18 protein-coding genes are annotated in these 20,092 nt (G+C 56.5%); 7 read left to right on the plus strand and 11 right to left on the minus strand.

Annotated features, from left to right (window positions below):
- Positions 1-90: 90 nt before the first annotated feature.
- A complete protein-coding gene (aguA, locus tag A7K61_RS00155; RefSeq protein WP_069556675.1) occupies positions 91-1,197 on the plus strand; it encodes an agmatine deiminase in 1,107 nt (368 codons plus the stop codon).
- Between the two features lie 235 nt (positions 1,198-1,432).
- Positions 1,433-1,648, plus strand: a complete 216-nt coding sequence (locus A7K61_RS00160) for a hypothetical protein (protein ID WP_069556676.1) — start codon at positions 1,433-1,435, stop codon at positions 1,646-1,648.
- A gap of 132 nt (positions 1,649-1,780) precedes the next feature.
- On the opposite strand, the gene A7K61_RS00165 is transcribed toward A7K61_RS00160, so the two are convergent.
- Positions 1,781-3,856: a TonB-dependent siderophore receptor gene (locus A7K61_RS00165; RefSeq protein WP_069556677.1), complete on the minus strand. Its 2,076-nt coding sequence runs from the start codon at positions 3,854-3,856 to the stop codon at positions 1,781-1,783.
- Positions 3,857-4,264: 408 nt separating this feature from the next.
- On the opposite strand from A7K61_RS00165, the gene A7K61_RS00170 reads away from it, so the two are divergent.
- Positions 4,265-5,581: an OprD family porin gene (locus A7K61_RS00170; RefSeq protein WP_044270569.1), complete on the plus strand. Its 1,317-nt coding sequence runs from the start codon at positions 4,265-4,267 to the stop codon at positions 5,579-5,581.
- 114 nt (positions 5,582-5,695) lie between these two features.
- Here A7K61_RS00170 and A7K61_RS00175 read toward each other — a convergent pair whose 3' ends face one another.
- Positions 5,696-6,595 (minus strand): LysR substrate-binding domain-containing protein, encoded by a 900-nt coding sequence (locus A7K61_RS00175; RefSeq protein ID WP_047712358.1) that lies wholly within the window; start codon positions 6,593-6,595, stop codon positions 5,696-5,698.
- 159 nt (positions 6,596-6,754) lie between these two features.
- Between A7K61_RS00175 and A7K61_RS00180 the strand changes: the two genes are divergently transcribed.
- From A7K61_RS00180 to A7K61_RS00195, 4 genes are read left to right on the plus strand one after another with little or no spacing between them, the layout of a single operon-like run.
- Entirely contained in the window at positions 6,755-8,314 is a 1,560-nt protein-coding gene (locus tag A7K61_RS00180; protein ID WP_044270572.1) for an MFS transporter, read from the plus strand.
- Positions 8,311-9,297, plus strand: coding sequence for an LLM class oxidoreductase (locus A7K61_RS00185; protein ID WP_044270574.1), 987 nt, complete (start codon positions 8,311-8,313; stop codon positions 9,295-9,297). The genes A7K61_RS00180 and A7K61_RS00185 overlap by 4 nt, the downstream gene beginning before the upstream one ends.
- Positions 9,290-10,528 (plus strand): MFS transporter, encoded by a 1,239-nt coding sequence (locus A7K61_RS00190; RefSeq protein WP_228391160.1) that lies wholly within the window; start codon positions 9,290-9,292, stop codon positions 10,526-10,528. The genes A7K61_RS00185 and A7K61_RS00190 overlap by 8 nt, the downstream gene beginning before the upstream one ends.
- Positions 10,529-10,545: 17 nt before the next feature.
- Entirely contained in the window at positions 10,546-11,736 is a 1,191-nt protein-coding gene (locus A7K61_RS00195) for an LLM class flavin-dependent oxidoreductase (protein WP_003187734.1), read from the plus strand.
- 43 nt (positions 11,737-11,779) lie between these two features.
- Here A7K61_RS00195 and A7K61_RS00200 read toward each other — a convergent pair whose 3' ends face one another.
- The 9 genes from A7K61_RS00200 to A7K61_RS00240 all read right to left on the minus strand — a co-directional run bounded on the left by A7K61_RS00200 (position 11,780) and on the right by A7K61_RS00240 (position 19,603).
- Positions 11,780-12,649, minus strand: a complete 870-nt coding sequence (locus A7K61_RS00200; RefSeq protein ID WP_044270579.1) for a DUF6282 family protein — start codon at positions 12,647-12,649, stop codon at positions 11,780-11,782.
- The gene (locus A7K61_RS00205) at positions 12,646-13,419 is read right to left on the minus strand and encodes a hypothetical protein (RefSeq protein WP_044270581.1); all 774 of its coding nucleotides are present in this window, start codon (positions 13,417-13,419) and stop codon (positions 12,646-12,648) included. Before A7K61_RS00205 ends, A7K61_RS00200 begins: the two co-directional genes overlap by 4 nt.
- 68 nt (positions 13,420-13,487) lie before the next feature.
- A complete protein-coding gene (locus tag A7K61_RS00210) occupies positions 13,488-14,459 on the minus strand; it encodes a nitronate monooxygenase family protein (RefSeq protein WP_069556678.1) in 972 nt (323 codons plus the stop codon).
- A 73-nt stretch (positions 14,460-14,532) separates the two neighbouring features.
- On the minus strand, positions 14,533-14,895 hold the full coding sequence (locus tag A7K61_RS00215; RefSeq protein WP_069556679.1) for an antibiotic biosynthesis monooxygenase: 363 nt from the start codon (positions 14,893-14,895) through the stop codon (positions 14,533-14,535).
- A 30-nt stretch (positions 14,896-14,925) separates the two neighbouring features.
- Positions 14,926-15,489, minus strand: a complete 564-nt coding sequence (locus tag A7K61_RS00220) for a flavin reductase family protein (protein WP_003187740.1) — start codon at positions 15,487-15,489, stop codon at positions 14,926-14,928.
- Positions 15,486-16,199 (minus strand): RraA family protein, encoded by a 714-nt coding sequence (locus A7K61_RS00225; protein WP_069556680.1) that lies wholly within the window; start codon positions 16,197-16,199, stop codon positions 15,486-15,488. The genes A7K61_RS00220 and A7K61_RS00225 overlap by 4 nt, the downstream gene beginning before the upstream one ends.
- Positions 16,183-17,373, minus strand: a complete 1,191-nt coding sequence (locus A7K61_RS00230) for an isocitrate/isopropylmalate dehydrogenase family protein (RefSeq protein ID WP_069556681.1) — start codon at positions 17,371-17,373, stop codon at positions 16,183-16,185. The genes A7K61_RS00225 and A7K61_RS00230 overlap by 17 nt, the downstream gene beginning before the upstream one ends.
- Positions 17,370-18,395 carry a nucleoid-structuring protein H-NS gene (locus A7K61_RS00235; protein ID WP_044270588.1) on the minus strand — a complete coding sequence of 342 codons (1,026 nt, stop codon included), beginning with the start codon at positions 18,393-18,395 and terminating at the stop codon, positions 17,370-17,372. The genes A7K61_RS00230 and A7K61_RS00235 overlap by 4 nt, the downstream gene beginning before the upstream one ends.
- Before the next feature lie 287 nt (positions 18,396-18,682).
- Positions 18,683-19,603, minus strand: a complete 921-nt coding sequence (locus A7K61_RS00240) for a LysR family transcriptional regulator (protein WP_102047764.1) — start codon at positions 19,601-19,603, stop codon at positions 18,683-18,685.
- Positions 19,604-20,092 lie beyond the last annotated feature (489 nt).

A 20,092-nucleotide genomic window follows, 5' to 3' on the forward strand; every position in this document is an offset into this window, starting at 1 on the left:
TAGAAAGCACCTATCCTTTTTTCAGGCTGTTAAAGCCGATTTTTATCCATTATAAAGTTGCCCTTCACCCCATTCGGAGCCCTGATCGCCATGACCACCTTGCACAGCACACCTCGCGCCGATGGCTTTCACATGCCTGCCGAATGGGCGCCCCAGACCCAGACCTGGATGATCTGGCCCGAGCGCCCAGACAACTGGCGCCTGGGCGGCAAGCCTGCGCAGGCGGCCCATGTGGCGGTGGCCAAGGCCATCGCGCGTTTTGAGCCGGTGACTGTCGCGGTTTCCGCCGGCCAGTATGAAAACGCCCGTGCCCGCCTGGATGTACCCAATATCCGCCTGGTGGAAATGTCCAATGACGACGCCTGGGTTCGCGACACCGGCCCCACTTTCGTGATCAACGGCAGTGGTGAAGTACGGGGTGTGAACTGGGACTTCAACGCCTGGGGTGGTTTTGACGGCGGCTTGTATTCGCCGTGGAACCGCGATTCCCAGGTGGGAGGCAAGATCCTCGAGATGGAGCGCGCGCCGCGTTACCGCACTGAAGGCTTCGTGCTTGAAGGTGGTTCGATCCATGTCGACGGCGAAGGCACCCTGATCACTACCGAAGAGTGCCTGTTGAACCGCAACCGCAACCCGCACCTTGATCGTGCGGCCATTGAGGCGGTGCTCAGCGATAACCTGGCTGTGGATAAGATCATCTGGTTGCCGGACGGCCTGTTCAACGACGAAACCGACGGCCATGTGGATAACTTCTGCTGCTACGTGCGCCCGGGCGAGGTGCTGTTGGCCTGGACCGATGACCCGCAAGACCCGAACTACACACGCTGCCACGCAGCCTTGGACGTGCTGCAAAGCAGCACCGATGCCCAGGGCCGCTCGTTCATCGTGCATAAAATGCCGATCCCGGGTCCGCTGTATGCCACCGAAGAGGAATGCGCCGGGGTAGACCTGGTTGACGGCAGCCAGGAGCGTAATCCGACCGTGCGGTTGGCCGGTTCCTACGTCAACTTCCTGATCGTCAACGGCGGCATCATCGCGCCGAGTTTCGATGACCCGTTGGACGGCCAGGCCAAGCAGATTCTGCAGAACCTCTTCCCACAGCATGAAGTGGTGATGGTGCCGGGCCGCGAACTGTTACTGGGTGGGGGCAATATCCATTGCCTGACCCAACAGCAGCCAGCCCCGCAGCGAAAGTGAGTGCAGTTGTAACAGCGCCTTGATGGCGTACGAGCACTGCGCCATTGCAGTGCTCCCCGCAAGCCCGCGACCCAGCCCGGTCGCGGGCTTTTTCATGCCTGTTTGCCAATGAACAGGGCACATTGGCATAGCTCTTGTATCGCTGTGGTTACAGTGGCCCAAGGGGGATGACCGCGCAGTTCTGTCACAAACCTTGAGTAAGTTAGCCGCTCACGCAGTAGGAGAGAGCGCTGAAATGAATGCCGATGTCCACCTGATGAACACGCGTACCTTCCACCCTTTGCGGGTCGACGGTGATGCGATCCATGCGTTGGCGCTTTGGTTGAAGGCAAACGGCTCGCGACAGGTCAGGCAAGCGCCTGACTTGCGTAGCGTGATGAGTGAGCGCTACCCGGTGGGGTTGTTCACGGAGGATGAGGTGCAGGCTTTGTGTGATCTGATGTGTAGTTAAGCCGCTCTTTGTAGGAGCGAGCTTGCTCGCGAAAAACTTCTAGGCGCCGCGTTGAGTCAGGAAACACGCGTTATCGTTGACGTTTTTCGCGAGCAAGCTCGCTCCTACACAGTGATTTACGCCTAACGGGCGTTAGAAGCTGTAGGTGCCAGTAACCACCAGACTTCGCGGCTCACCCGGTTGAATCTGCGCCGCACTGGTCGCCGAGGCGTAGTAGTTTTTGTCGGCGATATTGTTCAGTGCTGCCCGCACGTCCCATTCTTTCTGACGGAACCCGGCCAGCGCGTCCCAGCGGCCATAACCCGGCAACACCACAGTGTTGAGGTTGTCGGCATAACGATCACCCACCAGGGTCAAACCGGTTTCTGCGTACCAGCCCATCTCTGGTTTCCAGGTGATAAACAGGCTGGCGTTGCGCTTGGCCACATCGCTGATCCGTTTGCCTTCAAAGCCATTGTTGTCTTTCTCGACCTTGGCGTCCTGCAGGCCCACGCCGCCGCGCACATACCAGTTATCGACGATCTTGCCGGTGGCGGTCAGCTCCACGCCGCGTGAGCGTTGTTCGCCAGTAAGCAGGGTAACGGTACGGTCCAGCGGGTCGCTGGTGCGGCGGTTGTAGAGTTCCAACTCGTACACGGCCAGGGTGGTGCTCAGGCGCTCGTCGAACCAGTCGCTCTTCACGCCGATTTCCTTTTGCTTGGTCAGCTCCGGGCTCAGGTCGTTGACGCTCCCGGCGGCGTTCGGCGTGATGCCGATCAGGCCGCCGCCGGCTGGCGAGAAGGTCTTGCTCCACGAGGCATAGAACGAATGATGCGCCAGCGGCGTCCACACCACGCCGACGCGCGGGCTGGTGCTGTGGCTCTTCACGTTCTCCTGGGTGTTGAGTACCTTGCTGGTGGTGTCCACTTCAAAGCGGTCATAACGCAGCCCGCCCAAAAGTTGCCATTGTTCGTTCAGGCGCAGTTGATCCTGCACGTACAGCGCGCTGCTTTCGACTTCAGTGTGGTTGTAGCTCGACAGTCGCATGCTCCCGGTGTGGCTCAGGCGGCGATTGGGTTGGTTGAGGTCCAGGCTCGGCACTGTCTTGCCATCCCGAGCGGAGTACAGCTTCGGATCGCGGCGCTGGCTGCCCAGCTCGATACCAGTGAGCAGGCGGTGTTCCAGGCCAAAGGTGTCGAAACCGCCTTCCAGCTCCAGGTTGTTGAACACGTTGCGGGTGGTCAGGTCCTGCTGCCAGTGTTGGCGGGTGACGGTGTTGGTTTTCGGCTCATAGCCGGTCTGGTAGGTATTGTCGAAATCACTGTCGAGCTTGAACACGCCGAGGGTGTGGCGCAGTTGCCAGTCGGCGTTGAGCTCGTAGGCGAGTTTGGAGCGCAGGGACTGAGACTTATCGTCAATGTAATCGCCGTGATCAAAGTAAGTGGTGCTGCGGCTCACATCCGCCGGGCGCCCGTTGACGCCCGGAATGCCACGGTCTGGGGTGCGGTTGTAGCGGCTGTATTCGTATTGCACCAGCCAGTTCAGCGCTGGAGTGAGCTGCCAGCTCATCGACGGCGCGAACAACTGGCGGTTGCCGCTGACGCCATCGCGAAAGCTGTTGTTGTCCTGGTTGCCCATGTTCAGGCGCAGGCTGATGTTGTCGGTGGGGTCGGTGCTCAGGTCGGCATACAGGCTGCGCAAATCGTTGCTGCCGCCTTGGGCTTCGATACTGGACTTTTGCCCTGGGGTGGGCATTTTGCTCACCCGGTTGACGATCCCGCCCTGGCCGCCTCGCCCGTAAAGCACGGCGGCCGGCCCCTTGAGCACTTCGATACGCTCGATGTTATGCAGGTCGCGCACGTACTGGCTGTCGTCGCGAATACCGTCCAGATAGAAGTCATTGCTGGCGTCGAAGCCGCGTATGCGCAGGCTGTCGAAGCGTGTATCGGCGCCGCTGCTGACGTTGGGGATACCGCTCAAGGCCTGGCCCAGGTCGTTGGTGCCATAGGAACGCAGGCTTTCGGTTTTGACTGAGTCGATCGCCTGGGGCACATAGCGAACGGCCGTCGCGGTGCGTGTGGCGGTGCTGGTTTCCTTGACCCGGGGGTCGTCTTCGTCTGCTTCCACACTGATCGAGGTTTCGGGCAAGACCGTGGCCGCACCGGCAAAACCGGCAGACAGCAGAACAGAGAGCCCAAGGGAGAGGGGCGTCAGGCGAGGGGCAGGCATGGGAGTGTATCCAAATGATGTGGCAGGAAAATTGTGCGCGAATGGTAATGCTTTGCATTTGCGCGCGTTATCTATTCCCTGATGCCTACCCTGTCGGATTTGTTACTTAATGTGTTTCGAGGGGGATTCAAGGCGCTTTTCAGGCTTTCATCCCCGGGCTTCATCGCGCCGCTTAGACGAATATCGCCTAAATACAGACGATTCACGAAATTGACACATAGTTCAACGCCCGCATAGGATTGCGCCCAACGCCTGTGGCTCACCACCATGACTAATCCAATAAAAAAAGGCCCGCGGCAGTTCAGTCGTCCGCGGGCCTTCTTTTTGCCGGCAAAGTCGACACCAGAAAAAGCAATAGGAGCCTGGTGTCACAGCGCGTACTCAACCCGTAATAAGGAATATAAGAAAATGTTGAAGCAACGGATGAGTCTGATCGCTCTGGGGATTTTGAGCGCATCGACAGCAATGGCAAACGACCAGGAGCAATCCAAGGGTTTCGTTGAAGACAGCCACCTGAACATCGCAGCACGTAACGCCTACATCAGCCGTGACTACAAAAACGGCAAGCAGGACAAAGCTGAATGGGGCCAAGGCTTCATCGGCAAGTTCGAGTCCGGCTTCACCCAAGGCACTGTAGGTGTGGGTGTGGATGTGATTGGCCAATACGCTATCCGCCTGGACGGTGGTAAAGGTCGCGCTGGCGCCGGCGGTATCGACTTCTTCAAGCAGGGCAACGGCACTGTTGATGACAACGGCAAGCCAAACCCAGGCTCGGCACCACACGACCTGGCCAAAGGCGGCGCTGCCGTGAAGTTCCGCGTTTCCAACACTGTACTCAAGTACGGTGATCAGTTCCCGGCTGTGCCTGTGCTGCAGTACGACAACTCTCGCCTGTTGTCGGAAACCTACACCGGTACTTCGATCGTCTCTAAAGAGATCGCCGGTCTGCAACTGGACGCGGGTCATTTCACCAAAGAAGCGCGCAAGAGCATGGAAGGCACCGACAGCGGCCGCCTGAAAAGCATCGATTATATCGGTGGTAGCTACAAATTCACCGAAAGCCTATCGGCCGCGCTGTATGCCTCCGACATGCAGGACGTGTTGAAGAAGCAATACGTCAACGTCAACTACGTGCTGGCCTTGCCGCAGCAGCAGTCGCTGACGTTTGACTTCAATGGCTACAAGACCAAGCTGGATCGCAGCTTCGCCTTGGAAAACCAAAAAGACGCGGACGCTCGCGACAACAAAATCTGGAGCCTGGGCGCTACCTGGGCCGTTGGCCCGCACAGCTTCACCATCGCTCACCAGCGTAGCACCGGTGACACCGGCTACCTGTACGGCGGCTACCGCAACGCTGGCGGCATCGGCGACGGCGGCAATACCATCTTGCTGGCCAACTCCTACTGGTCCGACTTCAACGGCAAGGACGAGCGCTCCTGGCAAGCAGGTTACGGCATCGACTTCGCCACCTTCGGCGTACCGGGCCTGACCTACAACATTGCCTACGTGCGCGGTACCAACATCGACGACGGCACCAACCGTGGCGATGGCACCGAGCGTGAAATCTGGAACCAGTTCAAGTACGTGGTACAGAGCGGCCCAGCCAAAGACCTGAGCCTGCGTGCGCGCGCCTCGTGGTTGCGCGTTTCCAACAACGCCAGCGAGTACAACGTAGGCGGTAACGAAATCCGTCTGTTCGCCGACTACCCGATCAACGTTTTCTAATTGATCGAATGTCGTGCCTGATGCCAGGCAATAAAAAACCCCGACTGGTTCGGGGTTTTTTATTGCTCGCCGGCTAAGCGGGCGACCTGGAGGTGCACATACGCCACCCGCTTATTATTCGTTCACGGCGCTGTTAAATAGCTGACTGTGCATAAAGTCTATGAAGACTCGCAGCCTCAGTGAAAGGTGTTTGCTGGAAGGCCATACAAGCCGAAAGACTCCGGTATGAACCGTATAGTCCGTCAGCACTTGCACCAATTCGCCGTTCTTGATGGATTGGGTCGTCATGAAATCAGGCAGGCAGGCAACGCCCAAACCTGAACGAGCCACATCGACAATCACTTCAGTCGTGTTGCACACCATTGTTTGAGGCAGCTCGAAATCCGGCTCTCCAGCCGCAACGCGTAAAGGCCAAGGTTCCACTTTTCCCGTCGAAGGAAACTTGTGCAGCAGGCATGAATGCATGGCCAGATCCGCTGGGCGTTTGGGTACCCCATACGCTGCGAGATAGGCTGCAGACGCCACAATCTGCAGCTGGAAGCCCCCCAGCCGTTTAGAGATCAGCCGCGAGTCAGTGGGCTCGCCTGTGCGTAACACGGCGTCAAAACCTTCCTCGATAACGTCGACCATGCGATCAGAAAAGTCGATGTCGAGTTCTATTTCCGGGTAGGTGCGCATGAACTGAATGATTGCCGGCATGACGAGGCCGCTGACGAGAGGCAGGCTGATTCGCAATTTGCCCCTCGGTTTTTCACGCGCGTTGCTCAGCTCCATTTCTGCAGCTTCAAGCTCTGAAAGTATTCGTCGACAGCGTTCAAGAAACAGTGAGCCTTCCAGCGTCAGGGCGATGCTTCGCGTGTTGCGCTGGAAAAGACGTACCCCGAGCCTGTCTTCCAGCCGACCAATACTTTTACCGACACCCGACGAAGAGATGCCCAATCGTTTCCCTGCCTCGGTAAAGCTTCGAGTTTCAGCCACCAATACAAATAATGAAATGCTGCCAAGCGACTCCAACGGATGGCCCTCACTGCGGACACCAGAGTCCGATATGTTCGGATTATAGGCCTGTTTTTGTTTGGAGACGCAAGCCCTAACCTTTGGATGGGCCGATCACCGCAGACAACTGTGCGCGAAGGACCGACACCTGCGCATATCAATGAAGGAACCATTCAGATGAACTCAACACACAGCGCTCAGACGGCTCCCCCGTTATTGAAGTGGCTGCAGCTTTTCGCAGCTTGCCTCACAGGCGTACTCATTCCGCTTTGCTTTACCGGGCCAGCCGTAGTGCTTTCTTCCATCAGTGCTGCCATGGGTGGATCTGCTGTAGAGCTCAGTTGGGTGGTCAACGCTTATATCCTCACTTATGGCAGCGCCATGATGGCGGCGGGGAGCCTGACGGATATCTATGGACGCAAGCGGGTATGGCTGGTTGGCCTGGTCATCTTCGTGTTGTCTACCGTCGCTATTCCCTTTTCTTCGACTGTTTTGCAGATCGACATCCTGCGCCTTGTGCAGGGGTTGGGCGGAGCAGCGGCGTTCGCTGGCGCCATGTCGTCATTGGCCCAGGTGTTCCACGGCGCAGAGCGCACCAAAGTATTCAGTCTGCTCGGTACGACGTTCGGCATTGGGCTAGCCTTCGGCCCGCTGGCCGCGGGAGTATTAGTCGACTCGGCTGGTTGGAAGTGGACGTTCCATGCGACTGCATTGATAGGCATCGCGGGCTTCGTGCTCGTGTGCGTGAGTGCGACGGACTCTAAAGATCCGGCTAACAACGGTATGGATTGGCCGGGAGCTCTGAGCTTTACGGCCGCATTGACGTTGTTTACCTATGGCGTCCTTCTCGCGCCAGAGGATGGTTGGGCCAGCCCCATCGTGTTGGGCTGTGTCGCTGGCGCGATCATTCTGTTCATGATTTTCGTGGCGATTGAGCGTCGTGTCAGTAGCCCGATGCTCGACCTTTCATTGTTCAAACAAGCCAAATTCGTAGGCGTGCAGATTCTTGCAGCCAGCCCGGCGTTCTTTTTTGTCGTGCTTATTATCATGCTGCCGGCGCGATTTATCGGGGTCGATGGACTCAGTGCCCTGCAAACCGGAAAAATGATGATTGCGTTGGCTGCACCGTTGTTGTTTGTACCGTTTCTAGCGGCCCAGCTCGCGCGTCACTACACCTCAGGGATGCTCTCGGCAGTCGGGCTGGTGTTGGTGGCTGCCGGGCTATTCTGGCTGGGTGTTGTGCTCGATAGTGGTGCCAGCAATGCAGTGATGCCCATGGCGCTGATCGGTATCGGCATTGGCCTGCCTTGGGGGTTGATGGATGGGATGGCCGTCAGCGTGGTGGAGAAAGAACGTGCGGGAATGGCGACTGGCATTTTCAACGCAGTTCGTGTGTCCGCCGACGGAATAGCGATCGCCATCGCCGGTGCGTTGCTGGCGACGTTCATTCAATGGGGGCTGTTCGACGCCGCTACCCATTTTGCTGTGGATCAGATTATGGGAGCCTCCAGCCGGGCAGCGCTCGGCGATCTGCACAGCGCAGGTAATCAGCTGCCAGGGCAGTCGGAGCTGTTGCGCCTCGAGTATGCGAAAGGGTTTCGGCACCTGCTGTTCATCCTTGGGGCTGGTAGCGTACTGACGGCCATTGCTGTGTACGCAACACTGGGTCGAGTCAGCGCGCATGATCATCAACCGGCGGAAGCCGTCCGCCCGGTGATCGTGGGTGACGGCGAATGATTGGCCAGATGCAAACGAGCGACGATTCCAATCGAACTCACCCTGCGTTTTCACGTGTGTTTGCGCCTGGCCATCTTACGTTTGGGCTGATCGCGCCGCTGGAAGGGTATCCCGATCGCATGGCACCGACCATGCAGGATCATGTTGATCTGGCGCGCCAAGCCGACATCGCGGGTTTCTCCGCGATATGGCTGCGCGACGTGCCCTTGCTGGACCCGGAGTTCGGGGACGCGGGGCAGATGTTCGATCCGCTGGTGTACGCCGCTCACTTAGGCGTGGTTACTCAACGTATCTGCATCGGCACTGCCGGCGTGGTGTTGACGTTGCGCGATCCCTTGATGGTTGCCAAGCAAGCCGCGACCCTTGATGTGTTACTGCAGGGGCGCTTTCTGCTTGGGCTCTCAACGGGTGATCGGCCCAGCGAATACCCAGCGTTCAGCCGGGAGTTCGACAATCGTGCGCAGCGTTTCAGGGAGGGTTGCGAAGTCCTGCGTATAGCGACCCAACAGGCGTTTCCCACGTACGAGTTTTGCCACTATGGCAGGCTCGACGGCACCCTGGATTTGCTTCCAAAGCCCTGGTCTACGGCAATGCCGATGCTTGCCGTTGGCCGTTGTGGTCAAGACATGAAGTGGTTGGCGTCGAATATGGATGGATGGCTCTGGCACCAGAGTGACTTTGGCAGCCTGCCCAATTTGATTGAGCAGTGGCGGTCTTGTTCTGCGCCAGGAACGTTCAAGCCATATGGTTATGCGACATTCTTCAATCTGGAAGAAAATCCCGACGCTCCGTTGAAGGTGGGGCGAGGCATAAGCACCGGACGCAATGCGCTTATTGATTTGTGGGAGCGACAACAAGCGCAAGGTGTTTCACATGTCGCATTGAACCTGAAGCCGTTACGTCGTCCTGCCAAAGATGTCTTACAGGAGCTAGCAGAATATGTGCTGCCGCATTTTCCAGCCCAGGGAGCAAACCTTGTCTGAACAAAACGCGCCGTCAGCTCAGGACTTGTTGAATCAAAGCATGGTTGTCCCACGCAGTCCGCTACGTATGTGGCTGGCGGGTTGGATGGTGGTGTCGGTGTTTATTCTGTCCAATACCGCGACCCCGCTCTATGTCGTGTGGCAGGGGCAACTCGGGTTTGCATCTTCGACCCTCACGTTAATATTCGCGGCCTATATCCTGGGGCTATTGCTCAGTTTGCTGGTTGCCGGGCAAGTCTCTGACCGCTACGGGCGCAGGGTGGTACTCCTGCCGGGCCTGGTCTGCGCGATGTCGGCTGCATGGTTATTCAAGTCCGCCGAATCGGTGGAGAGTTTGCTGTTCGCAAGGCTGCTTACAGGTATTGCCGTAGGGATCATTGTCTCGGCGGGGATGGCAAGTGTGGTGGATCAAGGAGGTCTACCGCGGCGAAGGTTATCTTCGCTAGTGGCCTCGATGTCAATGGTGCTGGGAGCAGGTCTCGGGCCCTTGCTGGCTGGCAGCTTTGCCACGTTTGCAAGTCAGCCGATCGAAAAGGTGTTTACCTTGGAGCTAGGGATACTTGCACTCGCTTTCCTGATCGCCTGGACGATGCCAGACGAAGCCAATAAGGCCCAGCCAATAGGCCATGCAAAATGGAGGTTCCCTTCGGTCGAGCGACATCATCGCCTTCACATACTGTTAGGAATCGCGCTGTTCGGTCCTGGTATTACAGCGACCTCATTTGTCTTGTCGTTAGGGCCATCGCTATTGGCAAGTCTGCTTAACATCAAGACGCCGCTGATGGCAGGAGCCACTGCGTTTCTAATGTTCATCTCGGCTTTCGTCGTCCAGATGGCGCTGCGCCGACGCACTGTGGAACATATCTTCTATTTCAGTGCCACTGCGACCTTCTTCTCGATGCTGGGTATCTGCACTGCGATAGCAATTTCCTCTCCCGTCGTCCTGATTATCGCCGCCTTGTTAGCGGGTGCGGGTCAAGGGCTGGGGCAGTTGGGAGGATTGACGTTAATCGCGTTAAGGATATCGGACAGCAAGCGAGCGCAGGCTAACGCATTGCTCAATATGGGGGGCTATGTCCCTGCAGGTCTGCTGCCTGTAGCAACAGGTTTCCTGATCGATCGAACTGACTTGGCCTTCGGCGCTTATACGCTGGCGGGTCTGCTCGCTAGCTGTGCCCTGCTCGCCGCCTGGTTTGTTGCGAGAAATAAGCAAGAAGTTCACCACTACTGACGACCTGGGAGGTCATCATGCGCACGACAAAGTCCACCCCTGTAAAACCTAATCCAATGCGTGTCAGTCGTAACAAGATGCAACTAGGGGTATTTTCTACGAACACCGAGGGCGGCTGTACGGTGACGAATGCGCCCGAGCGGATTCGCGGGGATGACTGGGCGGGCAATCTGGAAATTGCAAAAGACGCGGACCGGGCAGGGTTTGAAGCGTTCATTCCGGTAGGCCGCTGGAAAGGCTTTGGTGGTGCCAACAACACCGGTGGCGTGTGTTACGAAACTTACACTTGGGCGGCGGGCATCGCCGCATTGACCGATCAGATCGCAGTGTTCACCACCTCGCACTTACCCACTGTGCACCCTCTGTTTGCCGCCAAACAGGCGGTTACGATTGACCACATCAGCGGCGGACGCTTTGGCCTGAATATTTTGTGTGGCTGGTACGGCGCTGAGATGAGGATGTTCAGCGGTCACATGATGGAACACGACAAGCGATATGACTACGCTGAGGAATGGTTGCACATCGCGCAGAACGCCTGGCAGCAGCAGACGCCTTTTGATTTCAAAGGTGAGTACTTCACGATCTGCGACGCGATCTCCCAGCCACAGCCACTCAACAAGCCTTACCTTATCAACGCTGGCGGCTCCCCACGTGGAAAAAGGTTTTGTGCAGAACATTGTGATGCGGCGTTCTTGATCATCAAGCATTTGGATGGCGAAGCGGCGGTGCGTGAACAGATCGCGTCCTACAAGGATCTGGCCAAAAATGAGTTCGGCAGAGACCTCAAGATCTGGTGCTATGGCTACGTTGTTCAAAAAGACACTCAGGAAGAGGCCGAGGCGTACCTGGATTATTACGCCAACCAAATGGGCGACGATGAAGGATGCGACATCATCACGACCGAGTTGGGCATTCAGACCGGGATTTTCACTCCCGAGGATGCGGTTCGGTTCCGTTTCCACTTCAAGGCCGGTTTTGCCGGCGTACCGTTAGTGGGCACGCCAGAACAGATTGTAGAGCTCTTCAAGAAATATTCAGACTGGGGCATTGATGGCATTGCGCTCACCTGGTTGGACTACCACCAAGGCATCAAGGACTTCGTAGCGGGCGTTCAACCGCTCATGGAAGCGGCAGGTTTGCGCGAGCCGTTCCTCAGTGATGCATCGCCCGTGCTCAACGAGGCGCGCGAAGCTGTGGAAATGGTGTGATCGCTGGCCCCCAGGCGAATGCACCTGGGGGCCCAACTCCCATTCAGAGCTCCAACATTTTCTGCGGATTGGCAAGGGTCACTTGCACGCGGCGAGCGTTATCCAGCTCAAACGTATCAAACCACCTCTGGCTTTGTTCGAGCCAGTCGTTGACGTCCATCTGGCTCGTTTGGCCCAAATCTGAGCTGTAGACAACATTGGGGACGGTCGATAGCACCTCGCGAAAGTCGTCTTCTTGTTGATAGCCTAAAAGATAGGTGAGGGCGGTCTGCTCAATGAATACGTTAGGAGCCGTGGCGATCTCCAAAAGCTCGGCAGCCTTCAAATCAGTCAATGGATTGGCCGGCTGGTTGAGCATCAGGCGTGGCACGCCCAATCGAACAGATTCATCTACCAGGGCACGTACCTCGCGAGCGTCAGCGTGGCCGGTAGAAATGACCAGGGGGTAATCACACGCCATCTTGAGTATGTCCAGGGCCTGGGGCGTCAAGCGCCCGGCGTCTGTTGTGACGCGCAGAGGCTTGATGGGTTTACTTACCAGCAATGGATGGCTGACATTTCGCGCGAGGGTGCTGGTGTGCTTTCGTCCTGTCACCGTCGGGAAGTGCACAATGAAGCGTCCCGGTTCGTCGCCGCGCATACATAGGCTTCGCTCCACCACCCTGAAGTCCACACCGCCTGCAATCTCATTCAAAACCAAGGAACCACTGACAGGGAAACCCTGTGAGCGCGCTTCCCAGGCCTGTGCGGCAGTGCAGCCCAAGTGGTTTTTCAATACCACCCGGCCGTTGGCCGCTGCGTACAGTTTTCCGGCATCTATTGCGCCGTGGCGGCGAACGAACGCGTCCGGGTTCGCGTGGTAGTGCAGGTCGATAAAGTTCGGGGAATGGCTGGTGTCTTTGAGCGCGTTCATGCCGCGTGTTCCGAGCGAGGTATAAGAAAAGTGTCGATAGCGTTCACAACCGAATCGAGATCGTCAGCCAACGGCCGCATGCCTCCCGCTCTTATGCACAGTGTGCGTTGGTGGGTTCCAGAGGTGCGTACCACGTGCGGTTGGTTGACAAGTTGGGAGCGCTCGCCAAAAACGCTCAGAACCCTTCCTTGGTATGCCAGCAGACTGTGACTGAGATCGATACCGGCTAACAACCCAAACCCACCTGAGAGGCGCTGCCCCTGTATTTCAAGATGAACACTGTTTTGGGTTTCTGGACTTTGCTGGGGGTGTTTGCCTTCGGGTAGGACGAGTGCATCCAGCAGACGCTTGGCCTCTTCAACGTGGCCAAGCTGTGCAAGTTCCGCCATTCTTCCAAGCCTGGCATCCAATATAGCGTCGGCTTTGGCTGGGGAAGAGAGCAGCAACAAAGCTGCCGTTGACGCAAGCGAGGAGGTACGCACCAGTTCCAGCGCCAGCGCGCCGCCCAACGCGACACCGACAAGCACGTCGGGTACGCCCCAGGGTTGCAGCAACTCAGCCCAACGCTCACTGAAAGTGTTCAGCGTCTCACCGCAGGCAACGGGTATCGAGAGCGAATCAAACACCACCACCCGATAGCCTGCGCTGAGAAAATGACCTGTCAGCGGCGCGATAAAGGCGCCCTCGTCCCATGTGGGCATGACGGGTGAAAGTACAAAAACGCACTGTTTTCCTTGCCCATACACTTTGAATTGCACGTCCTGGTTCATTGTTTCGCTCCTGCAGAAATAACAAAGCCTACTTTTACAAGCAGGCTGATTGTGCCCCGTGAGTCCGTTTAGAGGGTGCGTCCCAGCTTGGCGACCGTATCGGCATAGCCCTTGAGAGTGGCCTCGACTATCGAGCGTGCCGGCTGTACGTCCTTGATCAGATCGGCCACCTCGCCTGCCCAGATCGCTTTAGTTCCTACGTCGTCTGCTGCCAGTGCCCGTTCGTACTGTGGCCGCAACTCATCAAGGGCCAGCGAGAACGCCTGCTCGTTACCAACCCACGACTCGGAAAACTGGTTCGCGATCGCCCGACCGCTGTACTCTGCGGGCCAAGATATTCCGCGCACATCATCAAAGATGCGAGTTCTGACGGTGTCGCTTGCGACGGCGTGGAGCAGCCTGTTTTTCACACGCTCAGAGGGAAGCGCTTCGTCGCAGGCCAGGAATCGCGTTCCCATCATTACCTCATCCATTCCGAGTGCCATGGCGGCGGCCATTCCTCGGCCATCAGCTATCCCACCTGTTCCGATCAGGATTACGCTCTCGCCCACGGCATCGCGAACTGCCGGGAACAAAGGCATGGAGGATCTGCGCAAGCTGTGCCCCCCAGCTTCTGCACCCTGCACGATCAATGCATCGGCACCGGCGTCGAGTGCGTATAACGCCTGGTCAACGTCATGTACTTGCACGATGACTTTGGCGTTCGCTTGATGAATGGGCTCGATAAATGGACGAGCGTCACCAAAGGACAGCGCTACAACCTGCGGGCCGAACTCAAGTGCCAAATGCAGTAGCTCGAAACGTTTCGCCACCGTGAACATGACCAGCCCGACGCCCCAGGGCTTGTCCAAATCCTGCATGAGCGACAACTGTTGAACCATCCAGTCAGGATCTCCGTAGCTTGCTCCCACCAGGCCTAGCCCCCCTGCGTTTGAAACGGCGGCTGCCAGGTGTCCTCCTGATGCACCTCCCATCGGTGCGAGGACCAGTGGGTGCTGGATGCCCAAGAAGGTTGTCAATGCTGAACGGATTGCGGCCATAACTTCTTCCTTGATCGAATATTGAATAGGCTTGGGTATTGCGCAGCGCCAAGCGCTGCGCATGCGATTGCAGTTAGCCGACAGTTTCGCGGGCGGTGGCAGGGGTGATGTAGGTGGCGACGGTGTACAAGTGATATTCCCAGGTACCGGTTTCTTTCAAGCGCGAATAACGTGATAAAAACTCTTCGTCGATGAAAAGCGATTCGAACTGCCCACGATCGCTCCACTGAGCCTGGTTGATGACCGTCTTGCCGTCTGTGCTCTTCATCAAACGGCTCCACTGAAAGGCACTGTACGTTCGCGCAACATAGTTGACCGTGTCCTCCAGTATTTCCACTGCACGGTCCTGCGCGCCTTCTTCAACATGCACCACATTCACGAGATAAATCGCCGTGTCATCCGAAACAGATTGAGGATCAAACAATTCCATTTTCATGATTATCTTCCAATAGTGAAAAACGAGTGTTCAAGGCATTACAGGTATGGAGCCTGTGGGTTTCCCGTCCTGCCAGAGCAGTGGAGTGATGTCTTGCGCCACGACAAGGTCGTCGACGTGACCGATGATTATTTCGTGGGTTCCATGGCTCATGCGTTGGGCAACGGTGCAGAAAAGAGAAGCCTGGGCACTGGGCAGATACGGTAGGCCGTTGGAGTGTTGCCAGTCGGCTGTCTCGAACCGGGCAGGGCCGGTGACTGCGCCACCAAAAACCTTCACCAAGTCCTCTTGGCCAACCCGAAGCAAGTTCACCGAAAACCTTCCATGACCAATCAGAGGCCTGTACATGCTTGCCCCGTGATTAATGCAGACAAGGATGGAGGAAGGGTCTGTACACACCGACGTTACGGCGGTTGCAGCCATCCCAAAAGGTGCACCCTCATGTTCAGTCGCAATAAGAGTGACCGTGGAGGTCAGGCGACGCATCGCTTTCTTGAACTCTTGAGTGACTGAACCCTTGTCTGTGAAGCAGTGCGGTTTCAACGGCGCGCTCAAGACCCTGGCGCTGGCGGATAGCTCATGCGAAAGGCTCATTGGGCTAACTCCGCTTCTACCTTCTGAGCAGCATCCAACCAAGGCTGGTCGTAGCGGTAGGTCTTGCGAGCCTCCTCTAATGAGGCCCCCGCGGTTATCGCTCCGATAATCTGGCGTTCGGTGTGTTCTACGGCACGCGCACGGCGAATAACTTCGGCCGCTATATGCTGCGCAATGACAAGGCAGCCGCTGCCATCGCAGACCAGCAGGTCTCCAGGATTGACGGTGACGCCACCGATCTCAAGCGAGACCTGCACCGCTTTGAGCTGAGTCCGGTTTTTTGCGGACTGCATGAACCGTCCGCGGCTGAACAGGGGATACCCCAGCTTGACGACGGTATCGATGTCCCTGGCCACTCCATCAATTACAGTGCCTTTTATGCCTCTGGCCACGGCGAAGTGCGTCATGATATCGCCCCATACCGTGCAGTCTTGGCGCCCCGCATTGGAGCTGACGATCACGGCTCCAGGCGGGACCTGATCAATATAATTGGCCGCATTTTTGAACCCATGAGAATCTCCGACCGGCTCATACTGCACGGTAAAAGCGATGCCCACGCAGCGACTACCAGGAACTTGGGTGGTGATGCCCAGAAGGCCGCCAGAAACGCCAAGGCTGTCCAGGGCATCGGACAGTGACGCGGTATCCAATTGTTCGCATTCGTCCAGCAATGCTTGAGAGAGTTGGACCGATTCAAAGAGCTTGGGCATGTGTTGCTCCCTGGGGTGAGTTTGAAACGCAAGGTTGTGCCCAGTTCAGCGCGGCCATGGAAACGCATTCTCCAATAATGGCTTCGCCAACCTGCGCGGTGGAGTGCGAACCCCCCATGTCATAGGTGCGCACGCTTGAACGCGCCACCCGGCTGACCGCCGCCGTCACGTATTGTGCTTCCTGCGGATAACCCAGATGCTCGAGCATCAGAGCGATGGTCATGAACATCGCGCTGGGATTGGCTTTGTTGAGCCCTGCATGGGCCGGAGCGCTGCCGTGAACCGGCTCGAAATATGCGCCCAGCTTTCCGAAGTTCCCACTCGGGGCGAAACCCAGGCCACCCATGACGCCTGCGCCGAGATCAGAAAGGATATCGCCGAACATATTCTCAGCCACTACAACGGAGAAACGCTCCGGGCGTTGCACCATCCAAAGCGCTACTGCGTCCACGTTCTCGATTACGCCTTCAATGCCGGGGTATCGCTGGGCGACACTTTCAAATACACCTCGAGTGAAAGCGCTGCTGTGACGAAGTACCATGGGTTTGTCTACGAAGGTGACCCGGTCGAATCCATGCCGGGACGCATAGTCAAATGCGTATTCGAAGATGCGCTCAAGCCCGCTGCGCGTTTGTAGGCGCACGGAAATGGTCGCGTCCTCCTGCCCTTCACGACGCCATGGCGCGCCCAATGCTTCCCGCTCTTGCAGCAAGGGCAGGAATTGATCAGGTATCCGTCCATAATCCAGACCGGCGTACAGCCCTTCAGTGTTTTCCCGGATGACGACAAAACGGAATCGATTTTCGCCCGTGATGTCAGTGACCGGCCGCACGTTTGCGTAAAGATCCAGGTTTTGCCTTAGCTGGATCACCGGGCTTACATAGCGGCGGTTCTGCCCCTGAAGATGAGGGGGCAGCTCTGCTTCTGTTTCGGCAAGGGGTTTGCTAGTGATGGCGCCTAACAAGGTGGCGTCGCACTGATTGATCTTTTCCCAGGTTTCATCCGGAACGGTATTGCCCTCCCGCTTCCAGCATTCCCAACCGATGTCCCCGAACTCGAGATCGAACGGCAGGTTCAAGGCCTTAAGGACTGGCAGTGCGGCCTCCATGACTTCGATGCCAATACCGTCACCGGGAAGCACACAAATACGCTTGCGTGTCAGGTAGTCGCTCATCCAGCTATCTCCTGTGCGGTCATGGTGTCGCGACCGTAAACATTCGCGATGGCTCTGGGTGCAAGGCGTGCGACCTGATCCTGTTGATGCATGATTTCAAGAGCACGATACTCGGACGTCAGTTGAAAGCGCTCGACGGTTTCTCGCATGCGTTTTGTACTGTCGAACGGGAAGTTGTACGCCCCCATAATGATGTCCAGCAGAGGGCTTGGGATGTTGTTGAATGGGATAGACGCTGCGGTCAGGTTCGAAAGTTCAAGAACCTTGACGAGGTCAAATCCATGATTAGTGCCAATGCGCTCGAGATAGGCGACGAGCATGCTCAAGTGCAAGTTGCCGGCCCCTTTCCCCATCCCACAGATGGACGTGTCGATGTACTCGGCGCCCGATTCGATGGCAGCGGCTGCGTTAGCCAGAGCCATTGAAAGATTGTTATGGGCGTGGAAACCCAATGGCACTGCCAGTCGGTTGGAGAGGCGACTGATCAGTCGATCGACATCGCTTGGGAGCATGTGCCCATTAGAGTCTGCGAAACAGATGATGTCTGCACCAGCGCCCTCAGCGCGCACCGAGGTGTCAATGACGGCACTGAGCGTTTGTGCCGTCACATGGGTGACATTTGCACTAACGCTGAAACCGTAATCGCGAGCGAGTGAAAGAGTGGCAAGCCCTTCGGTCAACTGCTCTCGGCGTAAGCAGACTCGGATCATCGAGACGCCCTGCTCCTTGAGCATGGCGAAATCCTCGTTACCCACGTTTTTAGGGTGGACCATCACCGCCAGCTCGATTCGGCCACCGCCAGCTCGGCGAACGCGCTCGATAAATTCAGCATTTATATTGCTTGTCAGTCCATGCTCAACGTTGGGCGCGAACGACCCCCTGCAATAACCAACTTCACATACATTAATCCCGGCCTCTGCCAAGCTTGATGTTATTACCAGGGCCTGTTCGTCCGTGAAGTTGAAATTATTGCGATATCCTCCGTCACGCAGCGTGACGTCCACAACTTTTACTTTCCCCATGATAATTTCTCCTGCGGTTGATGGCAGTTAAGAGGTGGGCACACATTTGACCGAAGGTAGTTAATCCCCCCTTTATTTTTTTTGTAGGGGGTGACCTTCGTTGGGTATATAGAGCCAGCCGAAACTCATTGCAGTTCGGTCTTGCAAACACCTGTTGAGGTGTTCGGTATTGATCCTCGTCAATACGTATAGTTTTGTAAACGTGCGTTAATCACCGGTGCCTGTGAATTTTTTCCCATACTGGATCAATGCCGACTGACACAGGGCGCTTGATCAGTTTGTTGCCTTTAATCATTGTCGTGGAAGCAGGCCTCAACGTAATTCATGGCGGCCTGGATGGAGGGGATCGCACGGAAGTCCTCGTGCACCCCTAGCCAGACGTCCACCATCAACGGGTCTGCAAGCTCAAGCCGGCAAAGCTGTGAGCTATGTTGCACTGCGAAGCTGGGCAGCAGCGCAATGCCCACGCCGGCCTCGGCTGCCCGGACCTGCAGCTCGACCGTTTTCGCTTTGAGGACGCATGGACGATCCCCGACAATTTTTTTTAGCCAGTCATTTTGAGGAAGTGTCATGGCTTCGGCTTCGTAGCCGATGAACTCATATTGCTCGGGAGAACGGTCTTGCAGATAGGTCTTGGCGCCATAGAATGAAAAGGAGGCCGAACCTATCCGGCGCGCGACAATTCCAATTTGGCGAGGCTTGGCGAAGCGAATGCACAGATGTGTCTGGCACTTGGACAGAGACGAATATTGGCTATCGCCTAGAAGACGCAAAACTATGTTCGGATGCGTTGACCGGAAACGTCCCAGGCTGGGTATCAGTTTCTCGGAGGTAACGGAAGGCGGGGCGCTGACCGTCACCTCGACAACTTGCTGGGTTTGCGCGGCCGCGACAGCCAGGCGTTCAATCGCCTCCGTTTGAGTCTCGATCTGTTTTCCCAGGTCTGCGAGTTTGCGCCCGACCGTTGTAAGTTCGTACAGGCGCTTTCTACGATCAACTAATTTTACGCTGAGTGATTTTTCTAGCGCCGCGATACGTCGAGACACGGTAGCATGCTCGACGCCCAAGACACGCGCCGCTCCACTCAAGGAGTTCACTTGGGAGAACGCCACGAAGTAACGAAGGTCTTCCCAGTTTAAATGTGCTGTTTGACAGGATATAGCTGGCTCTGCATTCGACGCGATTCTATTCCTGGATGCTATATTCATTTAATATTTCCTTATATCAATAGCAACGGTAAAAAATGTCGGGCACAACCGACGGCGTAGTAATTATCCAGTCAGGCTCAATGCTGGATAAGTCCTATTGGATCCAATGTGGAAACTGAATCGCATCGATGTTATGTGTTTGCGCAGGGTCTATGTGCGTCGAAAATGTCAGATCACAAAGGACAAAACTGTCCGATATTTTGGTGACTCGCGTTGTGTTTTTCTGGTAGGGGGGGGCGATGCAATTGGCAGCTGTCGAGCGGCGATAGGAGGTTACCGCGTCATCGGAGTGCGCTGAAGTGTAGTGCTTAATTTCCAAACCGCAGAAACCACAAAGCCCCGCATTGCGGGGCTTCGAGATATGGTGCGGCACCAGGAGTCGAAAACCTTATTAGCCATATGATTTATAAATACTTTTATTGATGATATACAACCAACTACCTCTAAAAATATCCTTTGACGTGCCCGTTCTTTCATCGACGCAAGAAA

It is taken from the genome of Pseudomonas sp. AP42, assembly GCF_001728935.1.
Lineage (GTDB): Bacteria > Pseudomonadota > Gammaproteobacteria > Pseudomonadales > Pseudomonadaceae > Aquipseudomonas > Aquipseudomonas lactis.

What these genes read in the sequence shown, in the direction of transcription:
- A7K61_RS00215 (WP_069556679.1), bottom strand. Translation starts at nt 14,895, where the DNA reads ATGAAAATGGAATTGTTTGATCCTCAATCTGTTTCGGATGACACGGCG.
- A7K61_RS00230 (WP_069556681.1), bottom strand. Translation starts at nt 17,373, where the DNA reads ATGAGCGACTACCTGACACGCAAGCGTATTTGTGTGCTTCCCGGTGAC.
- A7K61_RS00160 (WP_069556676.1), top strand. Translation starts at nt 1,433, where the DNA reads ATGAATGCCGATGTCCACCTGATGAACACGCGTACCTTCCACCCTTTG.
- A7K61_RS00165 (WP_069556677.1), bottom strand. Translation starts at nt 3,856, where the DNA reads ATGCCTGCCCCTCGCCTGACGCCCCTCTCCCTTGGGCTCTCTGTTCTG.
- A7K61_RS00185 (WP_044270574.1), top strand. Translation starts at nt 8,311, where the DNA reads ATGATTGGCCAGATGCAAACGAGCGACGATTCCAATCGAACTCACCCT.
- A7K61_RS00200 (WP_044270579.1), bottom strand. Translation starts at nt 12,649, where the DNA reads ATGAACGCGCTCAAAGACACCAGCCATTCCCCGAACTTTATCGACCTG.
- A7K61_RS00195 (WP_003187734.1), top strand. Translation starts at nt 10,546, where the DNA reads ATGCGCACGACAAAGTCCACCCCTGTAAAACCTAATCCAATGCGTGTC.
- A7K61_RS00225 (WP_069556680.1), bottom strand. Translation starts at nt 16,199, where the DNA reads ATGCCCAAGCTCTTTGAATCGGTCCAACTCTCTCAAGCATTGCTGGAC.
- A7K61_RS00235 (WP_044270588.1), bottom strand. Translation starts at nt 18,395, where the DNA reads ATGGGGAAAGTAAAAGTTGTGGACGTCACGCTGCGTGACGGAGGATAT.
- aguA (WP_069556675.1), top strand. Translation starts at nt 91, where the DNA reads ATGACCACCTTGCACAGCACACCTCGCGCCGATGGCTTTCACATGCCT.
- A7K61_RS00205 (WP_044270581.1), bottom strand. Translation starts at nt 13,419, where the DNA reads ATGAACCAGGACGTGCAATTCAAAGTGTATGGGCAAGGAAAACAGTGC.
- A7K61_RS00180 (WP_044270572.1), top strand. Translation starts at nt 6,755, where the DNA reads ATGAACTCAACACACAGCGCTCAGACGGCTCCCCCGTTATTGAAGTGG.
- A7K61_RS00210 (WP_069556678.1), bottom strand. Translation starts at nt 14,459, where the DNA reads ATGGCCGCAATCCGTTCAGCATTGACAACCTTCTTGGGCATCCAGCAC.
- A7K61_RS00170 (WP_044270569.1), top strand. Translation starts at nt 4,265, where the DNA reads ATGTTGAAGCAACGGATGAGTCTGATCGCTCTGGGGATTTTGAGCGCA.
- A7K61_RS00240 (WP_102047764.1), bottom strand. Translation starts at nt 19,603, where the DNA reads ATGAATATAGCATCCAGGAATAGAATCGCGTCGAATGCAGAGCCAGCT.
- A7K61_RS00220 (WP_003187740.1), bottom strand. Translation starts at nt 15,489, where the DNA reads ATGAGCCTTTCGCATGAGCTATCCGCCAGCGCCAGGGTCTTGAGCGCG.